The organism is Acetivibrio straminisolvens JCM 21531, assembly GCF_000521465.1.
In the GTDB taxonomy this organism is placed as follows: Bacteria; Bacillota; Clostridia; order Acetivibrionales; family Acetivibrionaceae; genus Hungateiclostridium; species Hungateiclostridium straminisolvens.
Window position 1 is genome coordinate 70,274 of record NZ_BAVR01000005.1, and the last position, 20,761, is coordinate 91,034.

The 20,761-nt window shown below is 40.0% G+C and carries 19 protein-coding genes and 5 pseudogenes; 1 reads left to right on the forward strand and 23 read right to left on the reverse strand.

Features of this window, described 5'->3' with window-relative positions; all coding sequences use genetic code 11:
• Positions 1–11 precede the first annotated feature (11 nt).
• From atpG to JCM21531_RS20175, 19 genes and pseudogenes are all read right to left on the reverse strand, one after another.
• Positions 12–897, reverse strand: a pseudogene (gene atpG / locus JCM21531_RS02265) (ATP synthase F1 subunit gamma).
• Between the two features lie 34 nt (positions 898–931).
• On the reverse strand, positions 932–2,452 hold the full coding sequence (gene atpA / locus JCM21531_RS02270; protein WP_038287073.1) for a F0F1 ATP synthase subunit alpha: 1,521 nt from the start codon (positions 2,450–2,452) through the stop codon (positions 932–934).
• Positions 2,453–2,536: 84 nt separating this feature from the next.
• Positions 2,537–3,049: a F0F1 ATP synthase subunit delta gene (locus JCM21531_RS02275; RefSeq protein ID WP_243467093.1), complete on the reverse strand. Its 513-nt coding sequence runs from the start codon at positions 3,047–3,049 to the stop codon at positions 2,537–2,539.
• 58 nt (positions 3,050–3,107) lie between these two features.
• Entirely contained in the window at positions 3,108–3,608 is a 501-nt protein-coding gene (gene atpF, locus JCM21531_RS02280) for a F0F1 ATP synthase subunit B (protein ID WP_243467107.1), read from the reverse strand.
• Positions 3,609–3,713: 105 nt separating this feature from the next.
• Positions 3,714–3,935 (reverse strand): ATP synthase F0 subunit C, encoded by a 222-nt coding sequence (atpE, locus tag JCM21531_RS02285; protein WP_038287076.1) that lies wholly within the window; start codon positions 3,933–3,935, stop codon positions 3,714–3,716.
• 12 nt (positions 3,936–3,947) lie between these two features.
• Positions 3,948–4,702 (reverse strand): annotated as a pseudogene (locus JCM21531_RS02290) (F0F1 ATP synthase subunit A).
• 280 nt (positions 4,703–4,982) lie between these two features.
• A complete protein-coding gene (wecB, locus tag JCM21531_RS02295; RefSeq protein ID WP_038287078.1) occupies positions 4,983–6,137 on the reverse strand; it encodes a non-hydrolyzing UDP-N-acetylglucosamine 2-epimerase in 1,155 nt (384 codons plus the stop codon).
• A 19-nt stretch (positions 6,138–6,156) separates the two neighbouring features.
• Positions 6,157–7,293, reverse strand: a complete 1,137-nt coding sequence (locus tag JCM21531_RS02300; RefSeq protein ID WP_038287080.1) for an MraY family glycosyltransferase — start codon at positions 7,291–7,293, stop codon at positions 6,157–6,159.
• Positions 7,294–7,380: 87 nt separating this feature from the next.
• Positions 7,381–7,836 carry a deoxycytidylate deaminase gene (locus tag JCM21531_RS02305; RefSeq protein ID WP_038287082.1) on the reverse strand — a complete coding sequence of 152 codons (456 nt, stop codon included), beginning with the start codon at positions 7,834–7,836 and terminating at the stop codon, positions 7,381–7,383.
• Between the two features lie 30 nt (positions 7,837–7,866).
• Positions 7,867–8,496, reverse strand: a complete 630-nt coding sequence (upp, locus tag JCM21531_RS02310; RefSeq protein WP_038287084.1) for a uracil phosphoribosyltransferase — start codon at positions 8,494–8,496, stop codon at positions 7,867–7,869.
• A 15-nt stretch (positions 8,497–8,511) separates the two neighbouring features.
• Complete coding sequence (rpiB, locus tag JCM21531_RS02315; protein ID WP_038287085.1) at positions 8,512–8,961, reverse strand: ribose 5-phosphate isomerase B; 450 nt, start codon at positions 8,959–8,961, stop codon at positions 8,512–8,514.
• Between the two features lie 97 nt (positions 8,962–9,058).
• Positions 9,059–9,565 carry a low molecular weight protein arginine phosphatase gene (locus JCM21531_RS02320; RefSeq protein ID WP_038287087.1) on the reverse strand — a complete coding sequence of 169 codons (507 nt, stop codon included), beginning with the start codon at positions 9,563–9,565 and terminating at the stop codon, positions 9,059–9,061.
• Between the two features lie 72 nt (positions 9,566–9,637).
• Positions 9,638–10,693: an L-threonylcarbamoyladenylate synthase gene (locus JCM21531_RS02325; protein ID WP_038287089.1), complete on the reverse strand. Its 1,056-nt coding sequence runs from the start codon at positions 10,691–10,693 to the stop codon at positions 9,638–9,640.
• A 73-nt stretch (positions 10,694–10,766) separates the two neighbouring features.
• Positions 10,767–11,506 (reverse strand): annotated as a pseudogene (locus tag JCM21531_RS24235) (ZIP family metal transporter).
• A gap of 66 nt (positions 11,507–11,572) precedes the next feature.
• Positions 11,573–12,655, reverse strand: coding sequence for a peptide chain release factor 1 (gene prfA, locus JCM21531_RS02335; protein ID WP_038287092.1), 1,083 nt, complete (start codon positions 12,653–12,655; stop codon positions 11,573–11,575).
• Positions 12,656–12,749: 94 nt separating this feature from the next.
• Positions 12,750–13,208 (reverse strand): DUF2752 domain-containing protein, encoded by a 459-nt coding sequence (locus tag JCM21531_RS02340; protein ID WP_243467096.1) that lies wholly within the window; start codon positions 13,206–13,208, stop codon positions 12,750–12,752.
• Positions 13,209–13,266: 58 nt separating this feature from the next.
• Complete coding sequence (locus JCM21531_RS20170; RefSeq protein WP_243467097.1) at positions 13,267–13,452, reverse strand: hypothetical protein; 186 nt, start codon at positions 13,450–13,452, stop codon at positions 13,267–13,269.
• Positions 13,453–13,926: 474 nt separating this feature from the next.
• Positions 13,927–15,684: an endo-1,4-beta-xylanase gene (locus JCM21531_RS17555; RefSeq protein ID WP_243467108.1), complete on the reverse strand. Its 1,758-nt coding sequence runs from the start codon at positions 15,682–15,684 to the stop codon at positions 13,927–13,929.
• A complete protein-coding gene (locus JCM21531_RS20175; protein WP_038287096.1) occupies positions 15,573–15,839 on the reverse strand; it encodes a hypothetical protein in 267 nt (88 codons plus the stop codon). Before JCM21531_RS20175 ends, JCM21531_RS17555 begins: the two co-directional genes overlap by 112 nt.
• Positions 15,840–16,139: 300 nt before the next feature.
• On the opposite strand from JCM21531_RS20175, the gene JCM21531_RS02360 reads away from it, so the two are divergent.
• Positions 16,140–17,219 carry a hypothetical protein gene (locus JCM21531_RS02360; protein ID WP_243467098.1) on the forward strand — a complete coding sequence of 360 codons (1,080 nt, stop codon included), beginning with the start codon at positions 16,140–16,142 and terminating at the stop codon, positions 17,217–17,219.
• 329 nt (positions 17,220–17,548) lie between these two features.
• On the opposite strand, the pseudogene JCM21531_RS02365 reads toward JCM21531_RS02360, so the two are convergent.
• From JCM21531_RS02365 to JCM21531_RS24740, 4 genes and pseudogenes are all read right to left on the reverse strand, one after another.
• Positions 17,549–18,315, reverse strand: a pseudogene (locus tag JCM21531_RS02365) (type III pantothenate kinase).
• Positions 18,316–18,336: 21 nt separating this feature from the next.
• Complete coding sequence (locus JCM21531_RS02370) at positions 18,337–18,780, reverse strand: hypothetical protein (protein WP_038287097.1); 444 nt, start codon at positions 18,778–18,780, stop codon at positions 18,337–18,339.
• A gap of 93 nt (positions 18,781–18,873) precedes the next feature.
• A complete protein-coding gene (locus JCM21531_RS02375; RefSeq protein WP_038287099.1) occupies positions 18,874–19,662 on the reverse strand; it encodes an amidohydrolase family protein in 789 nt (262 codons plus the stop codon).
• Positions 19,663–19,744: 82 nt separating this feature from the next.
• Positions 19,745–20,759 (reverse strand): annotated as a pseudogene (locus JCM21531_RS24740) (biotin--[acetyl-CoA-carboxylase] ligase).
• Positions 20,760–20,761 lie beyond the last annotated feature (2 nt).

The following is a 20,761-nucleotide window of genomic DNA, read 5'->3' on the forward strand; positions in this document are numbered from 1 at the left end:
AATTGTTCTCCCTATTTTAAAGCTTCTGCACCGCCAACAATTTCAGTGATGTCCTGCGTTATTTTTGACTGCCTTGCCCTGTTGTATAAAAGATCCAGCTTTTTCAGTATGTCATTGGCATTGGCAGTAGCATTATCCATCGCAGTCATTCTTGAATTCTGTTCGCTTGTAAAGGATTCCACAAAGCTCCGTATACTACTCCTTTAACATATTTCTGAACCAATATATTAAATACAAATTCAGGGTCCGGTTCATATTCCATGCAGTCATCCAATATCCTGCCGCCATTTTCATTAATTTGGAGCTTTTCTTTCAATGTTTCCAATTCCAAAGGCAGCAGCTTGATAAGCTTCGGTTCCATCTTGACACTGGAAAACATATGGGTATAAATTATATACAATTCATCAAAGACCTCTTTGTCAAAAAGGTTTAAAATAATTTCTGTGATTTCCCTTGCCATATATATACTGGGGTTTTGAACCGGATAGTCGAACTCCATATATACATTGTACTTATTCTTTACAAAATGGCTCCTTCCCACATTTCCGGCAACAAAGAGCAAAGCTTCTTTGTTTTGCTTTAGATGCTCTTCTGTAAATTTAATTATGCTGTGGTTGTAGCCTCCGGCAAAGCCTTATCTCCTGTAATAACAATATAGGCCTTTTTTTTAACCTCCTTTTCTTCCCTTGCATGAAAGTATTTATTTTCTATTTTTCCACTTCTTAGAAGAATATCCGCCATAGTGTCTCTAACCTTTTCAAAGTAGGGACTTGCCTTTTCCAGCTGTCTCTTGGCTTTTTTAAGCTTTGCTGCCGATATTAGCTTCATTGCATTTGTAATTTGTCTGGTCTCCTTAATGCTCTTCATTCTGAGCTTTACTTCGTTTATATGAGCCATCTTAAATCACCGTCTCCATATATATGTAATCCAGTTATCTCTTCGTTTTCAAGTACTGTTCTTTAAATTCCTCCGCGGCTTTCCTCAGCATGCCCTCGGTTTCCTCACTGAGTTCTCCCGTATTTCTTATTGCATTAGAGATTTGGGGATAATTGCCGTTTACGAACTTTACAAACTCCCTGTTAAAATCCCTGACTTCCTTTACAGGTAAATCCATAAGATATTTATTTGTAGCCATAAAGAGTACTATTACCTGATCTTCCACCGGCATAGTTGCACCCCTTGACTGTTTTAAACTCTCGACCAGTCTTTCACCCTGTATGAGCTTATCTTTCGTAGCCCTGTCAAGATCGGATCCAAACTGTGCAAACACAGCCAGCTCTCTGTATTGGGCAAGATTGATTCGCAGTGCCCCCGCAACTTTTTTCATAGCCTTGATCTGCGCCGCACCGCCCACTCTTGAGACCGAAAGTCCCACATTTACAGCAGGTCTTTGTCCGGAATAGAAGAGCTCCGTTTCAAGATATATCTGTCCGTCAGTTATAGAAATTACATTAGTCGGAATGTATGCCGAAACGTCTCCCACCTGAGTCTCAATTATAGGCAGAGCAGTTATCGAGCCTCCTCCCAGTTCGTCACTCAGCTGTGCAGCCCGCTCAAGGAGTCTCGAATGAAGATAGAATACATCTCCCGGGTAGGCTTCCCTTCCCGGCGGTCTTCTCAAAAGCAACGACATGGCCCTGTATGCAACGGCATGCTTGGACAGGTCGTCATATACTATCAGAACATCCTTATGATCATTATACATAAACTCTTCCGCAATAGAACAACCGGCATAGGGAGCAATATACTGCAATGTAGGCATCTCACTGGCTGTAGAAGATACTACTACCGTGTACTCCATAGCTCCCATCTTCTCCAGGGTGCTCACCACATCCGCAACCGTAGAAGCCTTTTGTCCTATAGAAACATAAATACATATAACATCCTTACCCTTTTGATTCAGTATTGTATCCACTGCAATAGCGGTTTTACCGGTCTGTCTGTCTCCAATTATAAGCTCCCTCTGTCCCCTTCCTATGGGAACCATTGCATCAATTGCCATAATTCCCGTTTGAAGGGGTCTGTTTACCGATTTTCTGTCCATTACTGACGGAGCCGGATTTTCTATAGGCCGGAACTTATCCGTCTCAATTTTTCCTTTTCCGTCCAACGGATTCCCAAGAGGGTCAATTATTCTTCCGATAAGAGCCTTCCCCACAGGAACCTCAACAGCTTTTCCCGTCCTCTTTACCAATGTTCCCTCTTTTATATCCCTTTCGCCGCGAAACAAAACACAGCCTATGTTATCCTCCTCGAGGTTCATTGCCATGCCGAACACACCGTTTTCAAACTCCAAAAGCTCACCGGACATACAGTTGCTGAGCCCATATATCCTGGCAATCCCGTCCCCTGCCTGCAAAACATAACCCACATCATCTACATGGGATTTGTTGCCATACATATCTATTTGCTGCTTTAATATCGAACTTACCTCTTCAGGTCTTAAAACCACTGCTTATCACCCCAAGCCAAAAAGCTTTTTAATATAATTAATCGTCCCTTATCTTTAAACACATCTATTTCAACATTATTTCTTTTAAGCTATCAACCTTGCCTTTATTGAATCATCAATAACCCTGTCGCCTATTTGTATTTTGACTCCGCCAATTAGTGACTTATCAACAACCAATTTGGCTTTTACATCAATCTTGTTGTAAAGCTTTTTATACTTTTTCTTTATTCTATCAATCTGCATCTCCTCCAAAGGATAAGCAGAAATTATTGTCATAATCAATATATTTTTTCTTTCGTTTGCCAATCTAAAATACTCATCCGCAATTGTTCCGATATTCTTAAGTCTTCCTTTGTCCACAAGGAGCATTAAAAAATTTACAAGCTCTTCTTGAACCCGTCCTGAAAATATATTCATTATCGCCCTTTTTCTATTTTCAATCCGTACCTGAGGATCAAGCAAAAATGAATAAAATTCCGGGTTTTGCTCAAGTAGTTTTAAAATTGCGGCAAAGTTTTTTAAAACCTCATCGGTCGAATTCTTTTCTTCGGTTACATCTATTAATGCTTCAGCATACCTGGTATTAACCAGCTGCATTAGTCTCACCTTCCTAGTAATGCACACATTTTGCTCCCGGCAAAAGCTTTTATATGTCTTATGCCACACCCTGCTCATCAATAAAATTGTTTACCAGTCTCCTGTTCTCTTCAGTATCCATATTGGCTTCCAAAACCTTTGATGCTGCCTCCAGTGCGAGGCTCACTATTTCATTTCTTATTTCCTTGAGTACCTTCTCCTTTTCACGCTCAATATCTTCTTCTGCTTTTATTTTCAATGCTTCTGCCTCATTTTTGGCATCCCGGATTATTCTTTCATATTCCTGCTTTGCCTTTTCTTCTGCTTCTTTAAGTATCTTTTGTGCTTTTACATATGCCTCTTTGAGCTCACTGTCATATTTGCCCTTGAGCTCTAAAGCCTCGGATTTTTCCTTTTCTGCCTTTTCCATCGATTCCCTAATGGCATTCTTCCTTTTCTCCATAAACTCCCATACCGGCTTAAAGAGAAGCTTTTTCAATATTAGATAAAGCACACAAAGATTTATTGCAGTATAAATAAATGTGGGAATGTGTATAAATTCCGAAATCACAGGAAACAGCACCTCTCTTTCTTTGCTGCAAGAGACAGATTTCTCTCTTGCAGCATTCTATCTTTCTCATATCTTCTAAATATCTTCTGCAATCTGGTCTTGTTTTCACCTTTGCTATTTTAGCAAAACCATTAACAGCGCTATTACAAATCCGTATATTGCAGTTGCTTCTGCCAACGCTGCCCCCAGAATCACAATATTTCTTATCTTGTCCGCAGCCTCGGGCTGTCTTGCCACAGCATCCACCGCCTTGGATGTTGCTACGCTGATACCCACTCCCGCAGCCACTCCTGTGAGAACACATATACTTGCCGCAATTGCCACTATTCCTGCCATATAATCACCTCCTTATTCAATCGCCTCGCCAATATAAATCGATGTCAGAAATACAAATACATAAGCCTGCAAAATACCGTCAAACAAATCAAAATATATGCTCAAAAACGCCGGTAATACAGCCGGTAATGCAAAATACACAAGTTCCATAATAATTACGGCGCCCAGGACATTTCCAAACATACGGAAGCACAGTGATACAGGTCTTATCACATAGTCAAGTATCTTAAAAGGCAACATCAGGGCACAGGCTCCAAGAAGCTCTTTAGCCAACCGGAGATTTTCTTTACCTTTATCCCGGCCAAAGCTACCGCAACCATTGACATCAGAGCCAAAGTCAACGTCACATTCACATCTTTTGTAGGCGGTCTTATGGCAAAATTCAGATGCTCAAAATATTCTATTCCTGTCCAGTGATAAATATCTTTGCTGGAAGGGACGATGTTGAAAATAGCTATTATATTGGAAACAACCAAAAACAGTAAAATCGTACCTATATACGGGGCAAACAGCTTCCCATGGTGGCCCATAGAATCCTTTGCAAAATTGTATACAAATTCCACAATGACCTCAACTACATTTTGCTTGCCCTCCGGGATTGTCTTAAGCTTTCTTGTAAAAACAAGAGAAAAAATTATAAGTGCAGCCATCACAATCCACATCATGACCACAGAATCTGTAATTGACATGTCAAAACCGAAAACGGAAATGTTAATCAACTTATTTGGCTTTATTAACCTTTGTAATTCACTTGCAAACTCACCCATTCATATTCGCCTTCTTATTTAACCAGGTTTTATATATTTTTACTGCAGTTATTCACATCCTATTTTACCTTTAATAGTATTACTAATATGAAAAAATATATTAAAAAAGGCCGATAAGCTCATAGTTTCGGCTTCTTCGGCAAAACTCTCAAATATACATAAAATATTTAATTGTAATTAAATAACAGTCTCTTTAATATTTAAAAATATATTACCACAGAGTTTTTTACTATTCAATACCTATTTTAATCAAATATAATCTATTTTTTGTCTCTATAGTTTATATTTTCACACTAAATCCCTCAGGCTTCGTTTTTGATAATCCAAATTCAAATAAAAGCGCTTTAACAATTCTTTCGGAGGCAAAACCGTCTCCATAGGGATTAACAGCTCTTGCCATCCTGTCGTATTCCATATCGTTATCCAACAGTTCCTCGGTCAAACGTATGATATTTTCTCTTTCGGTTCCCGCAAGTTTAACCGTACCGGCTTTCACTGCCTCCGGCCTTTCTGTCTCGTTCCTTAAAACCAACACAGGTTTACCCAGCGACGGTGCCTCTTCCTGGAGACCTCCGGAATCCGTCATGACAAGATAGGACCTTGCCATCAAATTATGCATATCCTGTACATCTAAAGGCTCGATCAGGCGTACCCTCTCATGGTTTCCGAGAATCTTCCTTGCCACTTCCTGCACTGCCGGATTTAAGTGAACAGGGTATACTATCTGTATATCTTCATAGCGGTCGGCAATATGTCTTAGAGCCTCGCAAATGTTGTGCAGAGGCTCGCCGAGATTTTCCCTTCTATGGGCCGTAACGGTTATAATTCTCTTATCAAAATCCAATTTTCTGAGGCTTTCATTTGCAAAATTATAATTTTCGACCACAGTAGTTTTTATGGCATCAATTACAGTATTGCCGGTTATATATATTTTGCTTTCGTCCACACCTTCCCGGACAAGATTATCCCTGTTGGTCTTAGTCGGTGCAAAATGCAGGTCGGATATCACCCCGGTAAGCCGTCTGTTTATTTCCTCGGGATAGGGGAAGTATTTGTCGAAGGTACGAAGTCCAGCTTCCACATGTCCCACGCTGATCTTTTTGTAGAATGCGGCCAGACTTCCCACAAAAGTAGTAGTGGTATCCCCATGAACCAATACTATATCGGGCTTTGCTTCGTCAAGTATAACGCTTAAGCGCTCTAAAGCCCTTGTGGTTATATCTATTAATGTCTGTTTATCCTTCATTATATCAAGGTCATAATCCGCATCTATATTAAACATTTCCATAACCTGATCAAGCATTTGCCTGTGTTGTGCCGTAACACAGACAATAGCCTCAATTTGACTGCACTTCTTTAGCTCATTGACTAAAGGCGCCATTTTTACAGCTTCAGGTCTGGTGCCAAAGACAGTCATTACTCTCAGTTTCTTCAATTTCTATTCTCCTCGCTGCCTACTGTTTTTCCAGGTCCTTTATTTCGTTGACAACCGGACTTACCATTTCTTCACTTGGTTTGTATTTTTCAGGTATTTCCACATTATCCATTTCCAACATATATCTTGCCCCGCCGATTACAAAGGCCGCAACGGTTATTACAAGTATAATGGCACTGACAAAGCCTTTGTCCGCCAGAACTATGGCACTTAGCCCCAATGCTCCGCTCAGCGAATACATAACAAGCACTGTCTGCTTTTGACTGTATCCCATATCTATAAGCTTGTGATGCAAATGTCCCCTGTCCGGCTGCATGATAGGCTTTCTGTTTAAAGCCCTCCGGAATATGGTAGATATCGTATCAAACAGCGGAAGTCCCAGCACAAGCAGAGGTACCGCAATCGAAAGAGCAGCATAGGATTTGAGCATTCCTTGTATGGAAACAACCGCCAACGTAAAGCCCAAAAATGTAGCACCGGTGTCTCCCATAAATATCTTGGCAGGGTTAAAATTGTACGGCAAAAATCCCAATGTAGAACCTGCCAGCATCACAGTAATCATTGCGCTTCCCGTATCGCCTGTAATAAGTGAAACAAAGAACAAGGAAAGATACGATATGGATGATATCCCTGCTGCAAGACCGTCTAAACCGTCAATCAAATTGATTGCATTGGTTACCCCCACTATCCACATAATAGTCAGAGGATAGGAGACAAAATTATTAAACTGGGTCGTACCTCCTTCGGCAAAAGGGTTGGTAATATTCACAATCCTAATATCCGATATAAATACTACCGAAAGAGCGGCCATTATTTGAAAAACTAGCTTGAGTTTAGGTCCAAGCTGCTTTATGTCGTCAACAATACCAATGGCAACTATAATAAAGGCACCAATAAGCATCCCCAAAAGCTGTCTGTTAGGTATGATTCCTTTCATATTAAGATATGTACTTAACAATCCAAACAATAATGAAACTATAAAGCCCGTAAATATGGCCAAGCCTCCGAGCCTTGCAACAGGCTTTTTATGCATCCTCCTTGCATCTTTCGGCACATCGACAGCGCCCACACTAAAGGCTATTTTTTTAGCAATCGGTGTGGAAGAAAACGCTACGATAAACGCCAATGCAAAGAATATGATATATTCATAAATCACCAACAACACCTTCTTTATTTATTAGTCGCCTTAATCTTTTGTATATAAAATTTGTCTTTAGTCATAACTATTTTTTCAAATACAATATTAAATTTTTGCATCAGCTTCAAACCTCACAACTCTAATACCGGCTTCTTTCAATATTTCCATGGACAGTTCGTCCGGATAATCACCTTTGAACACAATCTTTCTTATTCCCGCATTTATAGCCATTTTAGCACATAATATACATGGCTGGTTTGTCACATACAACGTACCGTCCTTTACACTTGTACCGGAGTACGCAGCCTGGACAATTGCATTCTGCTCCGCGTGTATAGCCCTGCAAAGCTCGTGCCTCTGTCCGGAGGGCACCTTGAGTTTTTCCCTGAGGCAGCCGATCTCACTGCAGTGTTTGCAGCCCACCGGCGCACCGTTATAGCCGGTTGCAAGAATCCTTTTATCCTTTACAATCAAAGCACCTACTTGACGCCTAAGGCATGTAGACCTAGTTTTAATAAGCTCAACTATCTCCATAAAATATTCGTCCCAAGATGGCCTCATAAACTTTCCTCCTGTTAATTACCAAAAGGCTTATTTAGTGCCAAAAAGTCTGTCTCCCGCATCTCCCAATCCCGGAATTATATATCCGTGATCATTTAATTTATCGTCTACAGCTGCACAATATATTAACACTTCAGGATGGTCCTCATTTATTTTCTTTATTCCATCCAAAGATGCAATGAGGCACATCAGCTTTATGCTGCTTACACCCTTTTCCTTTAAATATTTTATTGCCGCAGATGCAGAACCTCCGGTTGCAAGCATAGGGTCCAGCACCACAATTTCCCTTTCGGCAATATCAAAAGGAAGCTTACAGTAATACTCCACCGGCTGAAGAGTCTCAGGATCTCTGTACAAACCTATATGCCCCACCTTTGCCATAGGCAAAAGCTTCAGCATGCCGTCAACCATACCCAAGCCTGCTCTCAGGATCGGAACGATACCGAGCTTCTTGCCGGATATAACTTTTGTTCTTGCCACACCGACAGGAGTCTCAATTTCAACTTCCTTAAGCGGCATATTTCTAGTTACTTCATAACCCATCAACATGGATATTTCGGAAACCAGTTCACGGAATTCCTTGGTCTGGGTATTTTTATCTCTTAATAATGATATCTTATGCTGAATTAACGGATGGTCCATTACAAAAACATTTTTCATATGTTTCTCTCTCTCCTATTTGCTGTATTTTTCTTCAATTTCACCAATCTTGCCAACCCTAGCCGAATGCCTTCCTCCTTGAAACTCAGCTTTTAGCCAAGTGTCAACAATATCCAAGGCAAGGTCAAGACCGACAACCCGTTCTCCCAAAGCCAGTATATTGGCATCATTATGCTCCCTGCTCATTCTTGCCATATAGCTGTTGGTACATACAGCTGCTCTGATGCCCGGAACTTTGTTTGCAGATATTGATATTCCAACTCCAGTACCGCATACTACAATACCCCTGTCACATTCTCCGCCTTTTACAGCTTCTGCAACTTTAAGTCCGAAATCCGGATAGTCCACCGAATCAGTTCCGTATGTCCCAAAGTCAATAACCTCATACTCTCTTTTTTTTAGAAAATCTATTATTTCTCTTTTTAAATTGTAACCGCCGTGATCGCTTCCGATTCCAATTTTCATACTTTCCTCCAAGAATATATTTTATAGTATTAATATGCACATGTCAAAGTTTGTTTTAAGACAAAAAAGTCCTATTACCTTAAAGGCACAACATTAATTATTCCTTTAGCTTTATTATTATCCTATCCAAAGCATCCTTTATTTCTCCAGCACATATCTTGTACACTTCCTCAGGCAAGCCGTAAGGATCACTAATATCCATATTATGATTCCGATGATGTCCTTGGTTCATAGAGTCACTGCTTACGTCATCTCCATAGGCATATTCCTTAACCGTATAGGTTTTATCTGCTGCACCGGGATACATTGCCAAAATCGCATTCTTGTGATTTTTGGTCATCGTCAGTATGATATAGGCGCTTTCCACATCACTTTTTGTAATTCTTCTTGCTTTATGAGAAGAAATATCCACATTGTAATGCTCTTTTAAAACCTTTACCGCTTTAGGATTGGCACAATCATCTTCAAACGCGGACAGGCCCGCCGAAAAAGCCTTAAAATCTTTCAAACCGTCTTTATCGTTCTCCACGGCATAATTGAACAAGCCTTCTGCCATACTGCTTCTGCAAGTGTTTCCGGTACATACAAAAAGTACTTTTTTCATATTGCGGCTCCTTTGTATCTTACAATTTCAGCAATCTTTTGACCCTTTTTTTGATTGCTTATTATCAAAACACTATGTAGCCTTTATTATATTATACCCGGCAGCTTTTTTCATCCTATTCATTACTGCCAGTCCAATTCCCTCATTATTAATTGCTTCTGCAAGTATAACTTTTATACCAATATCGTCAAAATCTCTAAATGCCTTGAACAAGTTTGCTGCTATGGTCTCAGGCTCCAATCTGTCACCTAATGTAATATAGGGTATGCCTTTGTAAAGTTCCTTGGTCTGCTCCGTTGCCAGCACACCCACAGGAATATTTTTGCTTTGATATTCCATTATAAGGCTGTTAATCTTTTCTGCAACCTTTTGAGGCTCTCCCTCGACGACAATTACATCGGCTTTCGGAGAATAATGGGTGTATTTCATTCCCGGAGCTCTGGGTACAAAGTCCTCAGAAGGCTTTTTCATAAGCGACGGATCTATGGACACATTTCCCAAAACATCCCTAAGCTGCTCAAAGGACACTCCCCCCGGCCTTAAAATCACAGGCACGTCGGTTGTTACGTCCAAAACCGTAGATTCAACCCCGATATCTGCATCGCCGCCGTCGATTATAACATCCACCCTGCCATACAAATCGTCTATAACATGCTTTGACGCGGTCGGGCTTGGCTTTCCCGACAAATTGGCACTGGGAGCAGCAATAGGAATTCCTGCCTCCCTTATCAGGGCAAGAGCTATGGGATGCGACGGCGCCCTAAGTCCAACAGTAGAAAGCCCTGCTGTAATAGCAGAGGGTATTTTGCCGGATTTTTCAACAACAAGGGTAAGAGGTCCCGGCCAGAACCTGTCCATTAAAACTTGAGCCTGCGGCGAAACAACTGCAGCAAGGCCGTCAACCGATTCCTTTCCTGTTATATGAACAATTAAAGGATTGTCCGAGGGCCTTCCTTTAGCTTCAAAAATCTTCTTTACAGCATTTTCATTCAATGCATCGGCTCCAAGTCCATAAACCGTTTCAGTGGGAAAAGCCACAATGCCTCCTCCCCGCAGGACCTCAGCAGCATATTTTATTTTCTCACTGTCAATATTGTCCGGTTGTATCTTTAGTATTTCTGTTTTCACTTTACTACTCCTAACCGTGCTCCTTCATTATAAAATTATAATGAAGCTTTTAAAACTTCCAATTATCTTTTTTTTAATTTAGTAATGTAACTATTATACCACAAATAATCCCCAATACATTCCCTATTGATGATAATCTGCCCAAATACAGCTTTTTTGACTCTACCACCAATTCCCCGTATACCACATAAAGCATTGCTCCTGCTGCAAATCCGAGACAAACACCGATAAATTTGGGGGATATTCCTCCAAGGAGCGCCCCGGCTAAAGCACCAATCCCCATGGGAGCTCCGGAAAGCACCGTAATAATAAATGCCTTTGAACCGCTAAGGCCCCCTGCACGCATCGGAACCGCCATGGCAATTCCTTCGGGAATATCGTGTATCATAATCACAGAAGTTATCATGATACCCAAACCTACTGAAGCTCCAAAGCCCGAACCTACGGCAAAGCCTCGGGAAAATTATGAAGTGCAATTCCCACAGACATCAATATGCCGGTTCTAAGAAGGCTTGAACTGCTTTTTTTGGGCTTTGCACTCTGGTAGCGCACCATCAACTCTTCTACTGCAAGCATGGTCAAAACCCCGGCAAATACTCCCGCAAAGGCAAGAACATTTCCTCCATATGTAAATGCCTCCGGAATAAGTTCAAAACATACCACAGACGTCATCAACCCGGCGGAAAGCTCTAATATGAAGCTTAAAAAACGCCGGTTCACATCCTTAACAAAAAAAGCCGTTAAGCCTCCGATACCCGTTCCCGCAATACCTGAGACAAGGCCAATCAAGGTAACTTTCATTAAATAATTCACAATTATCCCCCTGCTTTTTTTCTTATTAACATTCTATTCTAGCGGAGGACAAATTATTATACTATCTTAATTTTCATCATCTTCAGCACCGTTTCCAAGCCTGTTGGCCTGATCAGTTGTAATCAGTGCATCTATTATTTCGTCAATATCACCGTCAATTATATCATCTATTTTGTAAAGGGTAAGTCCAATCCTATGATCCGTTACGCGGCCCTGAGGAAAATTGTAGGTTCTAATTCTCTCACTTCTGTCACCGGTACCTACCTGGCTTTTCCTCTCTTGGGCAATTTCGCTGTTCTGCTGCTCCTGAGCCATCTCATAAAGTTTGGACCTTAAAACTCTCATAGCCTTCTCCCTGTTTTTATGCTGGGATCTCTGGTCCTGACAGCTGACAACCAGCCCTGTGGGCAAGTGTGTTATTCTTATGGCCGATTCGGTCTTGTTAATATGCTGTCCGCCGGCACCGGAAGCCCTATAGGTGTCAATTCTCAAATCATTTGGGTTTATTTCCACATCAATCTCTTCAACCTCGGGCAGCACAGCCACTGTAACTGTGGACGTATGCACTCTTCCATTGGCTTCCGTAGCCGGAATCCTCTGCACCCTGTGAACACCACTTTCAAATTTCAGCCTGCTGTATGCTCCACTTCCTTCAATGGAAAACGTCACTTCCTTGAATCCGCCTATTTCAGTTGGATTGGAGTCAAGCATTTCTACTTTCCATCCGTTCCTCTCCGCGTACCGGGTATACATTCTGAATAAATCTCCGGCAAACAGAGCAGCCTCTTCACCTCCAGCACCGCCTCTGATTTCAACAATAACGCTTTTCTCATCATTGGGGTCCTTGGGAAGAAGAAGTATTTTCATTTCCTTCTTCAAAGCTTCCAGCCTTTCCTGCGCTTTCTCCAGCTCCATTTCAACCATTTCACGGAACTCTTTATCCAGTTTTTCATTCAGCATTTCTTCAGCATCTGAAATTTCCTTGGTTACTTTTTTGTACTCATCGTATTTTGTAACAAGCGCTTCCAGCTCTGCATGCTCTTTCATAAGCTTTCTGTATTCATCCTGATTTGCTATTACAGCAGGGTCACTTAACCTGTGATTTATTTCATCATATCTATTTTCTGCCGCCTGAAACTTCTCAAACATACTGCACCTCTTACATTATCATTATTAAAATCCATAATCACATATTATACCATGGATATGTGATTTATTCTACACAAAAATGCATCCTTTAATGTCACTTGAATATCTCCCAATTGACAGCAGCAACAACAATCGCTATTGCTATTACGATGTTTGTCAGGTATCTCAAAGGCTTTAGCAAAATAGAATAGTTTTTTGTCAATACCCGAAGTGTTCTGTAAATTATTTCCATTAAACACCATACATACACTAAAATGCCCGCCATGTTATACCGAAGGGCACCCTCAAAATCAAAATGACTTATGGAGACAAAGCTTCTTGTCATACCGCAACTGGGGCAATTGAGACCTGTTGCATTCTTGAAAAGACATGAGCCCGGAATCTTGAAATCAAAGTCGGGAAACTGCAAATAAGTATAATCGTCTCTGACATTCAAAATAAAGGAACAGAGAATAACAAAAAACAGGAATATAATTACCAACAAATCATTCCTGTTATTATAAGAACATATCTTTGAATCCTTATATGTATTGGAGCTTGAAAACATTTTCATATTACCCCGTTCTTCTTTGGATAAATATATCAATCTAACTTATAAAATGAGAGCATTATTACGGAATTAGAATATTTAAACCGTTAAGAAAAATACCGAGTGCCCACAAACACAAACCGATTATACCCAGGATCTTTCCTGCTTTTCCCACCGAACTGTTAGACTCATTTCCCTTAACTATAGCCAGAGGTCCAAAAATAATAGCGCAGCAAAAAATCGACAATATACCGAATATTAATGCCATAACACCTGAGTCATCGTTTTCTGCCGAATAATAATTATTTCTGCTGCTATTTGAACTATAGTTTGAACCGTAATTTTTTGTTCATGCCATGATTCATATTCATTCTCGTATTTGCATTTGAACCAAAGCTGTCATTGCTATCCTCAAAATAATCCGACTTACTTTCCGTACCTTCCGGAATCTTTGAACCGCACCACTCGCAAAATGAATTTAAATCATTATGCTACCGCCACAATTTGGACATTTTTTCATTATCATACCCCCAGTTCCAATACCGATTTACTTATTCACGGATATAATATAATCATATAATATATTATATGATTTGTCACGTTATTTAGAATTTTTTATTATTTTCTGTTATTTTTTTGCCTCTTTCATTTCATTCCAAGAAGCTAAAAAAGATCGGGATTTCTCCCGACCTTTCAATAATTTTATTTTCCAATTGCCGTATATTAACACCAAATCTTAATTTTATCTTGGGAATTCATCCAGCTCTCTTAACAAATATCTCTTAAAAATAGACAAATCTGTAGAATTAACTTTGCCGTCACCGTTCAAATCTGCTGCCTTAAGTCCGCCTTCCGACAATTCATAGCTTCTCAACAAGTATCTTTTCATGGCAGCCAAATCCGTTGAATTTACCTGTCCATCCTGAGTTAAATCTCCGTATAAAACAGGATCAACAGCTGTTCCATCCACAGTAAATGTGTATACAGCCGTTCCATTTCCCTTTTCAAGCTCTATAGTCTTCACAAATGGCTCTTTTCCCGGAACATTCACAGTAACTTCATATGTACCGTGGAATCCTCTGAAATCAAATGCACCTGCGCTGTTGGTAGTGCCCGAGGTAATTGTGGTCCATTCCTTCAACAGAGCTTGATATCTCTTTCCTGCTTCATTTACAGTCCAGTCCTGATCCACTATTGCGGCATCCTGACCTCTCCAGTGGACACCTGCCCAGAATCCCCACATTATAATACCGTCAACCGATGGATGGCTGAATGCGATACGATAAAGGTTTTCAAGGTTCTCTGCCCTCTTATTTACATCCGGTGTAGTAGAGTCATATTCGGTTACCCATATAGGAATACCCAGAGTTGCCAAATTGTCCAGTCTCGCCTTTACAACAAGGGGATCAACCTCTTCATCGAAATGTCCCTGTACCCCTATACCATCTATTTCGGCACCGTTTTCCAAGAGCCATTCAATCTGACTTATGTATGCATCACCCTCAGCATAAGTGATAATGTTGAAATCATTTACAAAGAGCTTTGCATCGGGATCCAGCTCTCTGGTTCTCTTAAACATATAAGGCCATATGGACTCTCCCAAGCGGCTCTTGAAGAAATCCCCATGGAGCATCTCATTGTTTACATCCCAGTGAAGGAATTTGCCTCTAAAATGGGGAACAACACTCTCAAGCCTTGCATCTATCGCTTTTTTAAGAGCATCTGCGGTAAGCCCGTTCAGCCAGGATGGCTGCCATTGATCCGGCTCCCAGAATATACAATGGCCTCTTACCTTTATATCGTTCTCGGCACACCACTCATACAATCTGTCCGCATTATAATAGGAAACATTGCCCTGACTGCTTTCGTTGGAATACCATTTTGCTTCGTTTTCAAACACAGCCCACTCATAATTATTCTTGAAGAATTCGGTATAACGGGAATCATGCATTGCATTCATGGTAATAGCGGAACCAAATCCAAAATCATGTTTTACCTGACGAACATCAAGGCTCACTCCCGAAACAGGTTTATTGTTTGAATCCACAATCTTTATTTTTGCATCCCTTTTTCTGATTTGCTCAATTCTTGCATTTGCTTCTTCTTTCCACGTTGCGGACGACCCCACTTCAGTCACTGTTACATCATCCACATAATAGCTGACACCTGCTTGCGGTCCCTCTATATACAGTTCAAGGTTTGTAACGTCCGTACCGGTATAATTGTACGGTCCTGACATCCTATACCACTTGGAACCGTCGACATTACCCAATGTAATGGTGTCATATACCGGTTCTTTGCCGTTGTCGACTTTCTTCATCGATATTTTGACTTGATGGCTTCCAGTTCCTGCAATCTTGACCCATGCCGAAATTTGATAGGTCATACCTACAGTAAGCTTGTCCAGCATATCCTGGGCCACACCATTCCACTCCTGAGTCCTGTCCTCAACAACAACGCAATAGCTTCCGCTGTGCGCATCCGTGTCGACTGCATTAATACTGCAATCTCCATAAGGATACCACCTTCAGTGCTTCCCAGCTCAAATCCCGGGTTGTACAGAAGATTGCCCTCTACTGCAAAAACCCCCTCAATAGGAATAATAAAGGTCAGCAGCAATGTAATGATAGAAATAAGTGATGCTGCTCTTTTCATGAATAAAACCTCCCCAAAAAAATGCATATTATTTTTATATAGCTTCGCAAAACCATAGGTTTTTTTGTCGCTTTAATTGGCTGTTAGGATAAAAAACAGATTTTTTAAGCAAATCGAAGGAAAAAGGGAAATATATACTGCATCGCCTGCTTAGTTTTTCAATTTAAATACAATTTTAAGTTGAATACATTAATTCATGCTGTTATAATCAATTGAATTTAGTTATAATTGGTAAGCCATAATTGACAGCAAAGCAGTAGATTTCATCTATTTGTTTTTACACGCGGGGGAGAGAAGATAATGCTTGGTTTGACTAAAAAAATAAAGTTTGAAGTGGTGTTGATTTCTTATCTTGTTCTGATTTCGGTAGTTCGTTTGGTGATTTTTTTTGCATCGGAGCCTATTATATGCCCCGATACACAATCTTACATAGACTTGGCAAACATGATTTCAAAGCTTGATCTTTCCGGCTTTGACGGGTTAAGAACCCCAGGATATCCATTCATTATGCTGTTATCCGGATTGAACTTAAAAATTGTCGTCCTTATTCAAATGATAATGGGAGTAATTATTTCATATTTTATAGCTGCTACTGTGTATAAATTTACAAACAACAGGGTATTATCTCTGGTTAGTTCCTGCTTTTACTCTCTATTTATACCGTTTTTATTTTTTGAAATGGCCATCTTAAGCGAGACTACGGCTGCCTTTTTCATACTCTTAAGCTTTGTTTTATTTGTCAGCATGGATAACGGCAAAGGACAGGTTTTATTGAAAATGCTGTCTATAATAATCATTTCATGTATTGCTGCACTAACAAGGCCCATTTACTTTGCATTGCCATTATTGTACACCGCCTATTTCATCTTTTTTCTTGCAAAAAGAAAATATAAATTTTTAAAAATTTTACTATTCTCCTTTGTGAGTTTGATACCCTTATTTATATCTATAATCGGTTGGTCATTTGTAAATTTAAAGTACAATAATACCTTTAGCATAGCCACAGGCCGCGGATTTGCTTTTATGGAAATGGCCGGCGGTTACATTGAGCTTGCCCCCGATGATTATCCGTATAATGTAATCAAAGAGGTATATATAAGGGAAAGGGATAAAAACATTCGAAATGGAATTCCCCATATTGATACAATATGGGGAATAACAGACGAATTACAGGAAAAAACCGGGCTTAGCTATGATGAACTCTCACAAAAAGTCAAGTATATGTGTATAAAGGTCATGCTAAAGAAACCGGAAATATATATTAAAGCTGTAATAAAATCTGAAATTAATTTCTGGAAAACATTCGGAATCCTTATAATGACAGAAGCAAATGTACCTACCCCATCAAGCTTGTTAACATTATCCAAAGAGGTATATTGATTTTATTGCAAATACCTTTTATAATAGCACCGCTCATATTTTTCATCAATTGGAAAAGAAAAAACAAGTTCTCAAGCCATAAAATATTGCTTGTTTTCTCCTTTGCCTATATTTTGATTTTAGGTGTATCTATTTTGATAGCTCTAGTCGAGGGTGGTGAAGGTAGATTTGCAATGCCTACATTTCCGCTTCTTATAATAACCACTTTTGCATATTACAACTCAGTTTTACAAGAAAAAAGGATGCATCCAAATCTTTTAAACGCCAAACCAGGCGACACAATGCACATGCGTTAACGACAGCATTACATACTACTGCATAAATCAATTTCATCTATTTCGCTCATATATAATTCTTAGGCCCTCCAAAGTGAGAAGTCCGTTAATTTCATCTATAGTCTCGGATTCACTGGAAATAAGCCTTGCCATTCCGCCGGTAGCAATAACTTTTATATTGTCTTCCCTCATTTCCTTCTTCATGCGCCGCACTATATAATCAACTTTTCCGACATATCCGTATATAATTCCCGATTGCATACTTGAAACCGTGTTGCGGCCAATTACCGTATCAGGCTTTGCGAGATCTATTTTCGGAAGCTTTGCCGTCTTCTGAAACAATGCCTCAGCAGAAATCTTTATCCCCGGACAGATTACCCCTCCAAGATATTCACCCTTTGAAGAAACTGCACAAAAGGTCGTCGCAGTGCCAAAATCGACAATAATAAGGGGGCCACCGTATAATTCCAATGCTGCCACTGCGTTGATAATTCTGTCCGCTCCTACTTCTCTCGGATTTTCATACTTTATATTTATTCCCGTTTTAATTCCCGGACCCACAATTATCGGTTCCAATTTGAAATACTTCCGTATCGCATGCTCAATAGAATACATTATAGGCGGAACCACAGAAGCAACAACTACCGCTTCAATCTTGCCGATATCAATCTTCTCATAGCTAAAAAGCTAACCATAAACATGCCGTATTCATCAGAGGTCTTTCCCTTGCTTGTCTCCATCCTCCAATGATTCAAAAGCTTTTTGCCGTCATATACTCCAAACACAGTGTTGGTATTTCCAACATCTATAACCAGTATCATTTCAATCTCATCTCCAAAGGTCTAAACTCCAAGTCTCATACTCTTGATTTCTTTTATTTCAAGCTTTATTTCTTTTTCGATTCTTTCAATATCCAGCTTAATATCTTCCACAGTTTCTTCAGATTTCATCCTGCCGGAATCCCTGTAAGAATAGCTGTTGTTCTGCATACCACCTGTTCTCGGCGGTACACTGTCTTTTCTAAAGCCGTTTCCCTTTAATTGGCTGTTGTTTTCTCTATTTGCATTTTTGACATTGGTATTTTCTCTGCCCGGTTTATTGTCTTTTAAATTCGGCTTGCCATCCTTTGAATAATTTCTCCTGTTGTTATGATAATCTCTTCTTCTGTTGTTTCTGTTGCCGGTATTTTTGTTCGTATTGTTAACCGCACTGTTGTTATTGGTGCTCTTAATGTTATTTACGCTGTCGCCACCGTTGCCGTTGTTACCGTTGATATTATCAACCACTATGAATCCCCCTTCTGGAATAAGTATATACCCTTGTTCGGGGCAAAATATAATTTTCTTCAAAACCACAAGTCTTAAACATTATCGTCATAATCACAATCCCAATAAAGCTTTTGCATTTAAGCCCAGTATGGCATTTTCCGTTTCTTTATCAAGATTAAGGTTTTTTAGCTTTAAAATTGCCTCCTCCTGATCCATCCACGGAGAATCTGTCGCAAAAAGAATTTTGCTTACGTCATGGTTCTTAAAAATCCTTTTGGCTTGCTCGCCATCCATAAAGTCCAAACTGTATGATGTATCCAAATAGATGTCGGTTCCCACCAAAAATCGTTCTACATCGTCCCAGAAGGAAAACCCCCCCATATGTGCAGCTACAACCTTGCACCCCGGAAATGTCCGAACAATCTTTTCAAGTCTTTCAGGTGTCGCATGATACGGCGCGGGAAGACCAATATCCACACCTGCATGGAATACCACTATCAGACCCAATTCAAAAGCTGTTTCATAAATCGGAAACATCTTTTTGTCATCCACAAAGAAATTCTGATAGTCGGGATGAAATTTAATGCCTTTAATTCCCATATCTTTTATCCTGAAAAGCTCTGTTTTCCAATTTTCATATTCCGGATGAATACTTCCGAATGCAATAATCTCTTCATCCTGAATTTCAGCGGACCAGTTGTTGATATTTTCTGTCTGTGTCACCTTTGTGGCAATAGAAAGAACAACCGATTTTGCAACACCGGCTCTTTTCATCGATTCCTTCAATCCGCTTATTGTACCGTCAACTCTTGGAGGAATACCGGCAGTCGCAGCAAGCTGCGAGACAGCTCTTGGAGCAAGCTTGTCAGGAAAGCAGTGTACATGGAAGTCAATAATCATTATGCAACTCTCCCCCACATTTAATATTAAATTAAACTAAACCAAATAAAATACCATTTATCTATATAAACAATTCCATGGGCTATGTATATCCTAAAAGTCCTCTTACAGAAACCTCCCCCGATAAAACTTCTCTTATTGTTCCGTCATCTTGTTTTACTATAAGCCTGCCATTTTGGTCTATATCCTCCGCAATGCCGGTATACTGCTCTTCCCTGTACTTTATAAGCACCTCTTTTCCCAGCGTTACGGAATACTTTTTCCATTCTTCAATTACTGCAGTTGCTTTGCCTTTATTAATTTTATCATATACTTCTTCCAGTTCCGACAATATTACTCTAACAAGATGACTTCTTCTAAATCCGGAGATGTCCAATCCTTTTTTCCCTTTTAAATAAAGGCCAAAGATGTAGCCCTGTCTCTTATCTCTTCCGGGAAATCGGATTCCACATGACCAAAGTTCATCCCAATACCAAGAATAAGAAAATTGATTCTTTCCATCTCCATACTCATTTCGGTAAGGATGCCACAGACTTTTTTTCCGTCCAACACTATATCGTTTGGCCATTTTATCCCGGCATCTATGTCCATGGCTTTCTTTAATGCGGAGGCTACTGCTACCGAAGCAGCAAGAGTAATAATTTGAACATCCTCCAATCCAACAGCCGGGCGCAGCACAACAGTCATCCATATCCCTTTTTTGTCCATGGAATCCCAGCTTCTGCCCACCTTCCCCGCCCCTGGGTCTGGCGTTCGGCCAAAATAACAGTACCGTCCTCGCAGCCTTTCTGAGCAAGCATCTTAGCATAGTTATTGGTTGAATCAACCTCGGAAAAGCAGTGGACGCTTCTGCCAATAATCTTGGTATCAAGACCTTCTTTTATCTCCCATGGATTAATTATATCAGGCACATAACATAATTTATAGCCCTTTTTTGAGGAAGAATCAATAACATAACCTTCCTTTTTTAACTCATTAATACATTTCCACACAGCTGTCCTTGATACCCCAAGGATGCTGCTTAGCTCCTCGCCGGAAATATAATCCTCTTTTGATTCTTTTAACTTTTTTAAAATTATATCTTTCACTCTTATCATCT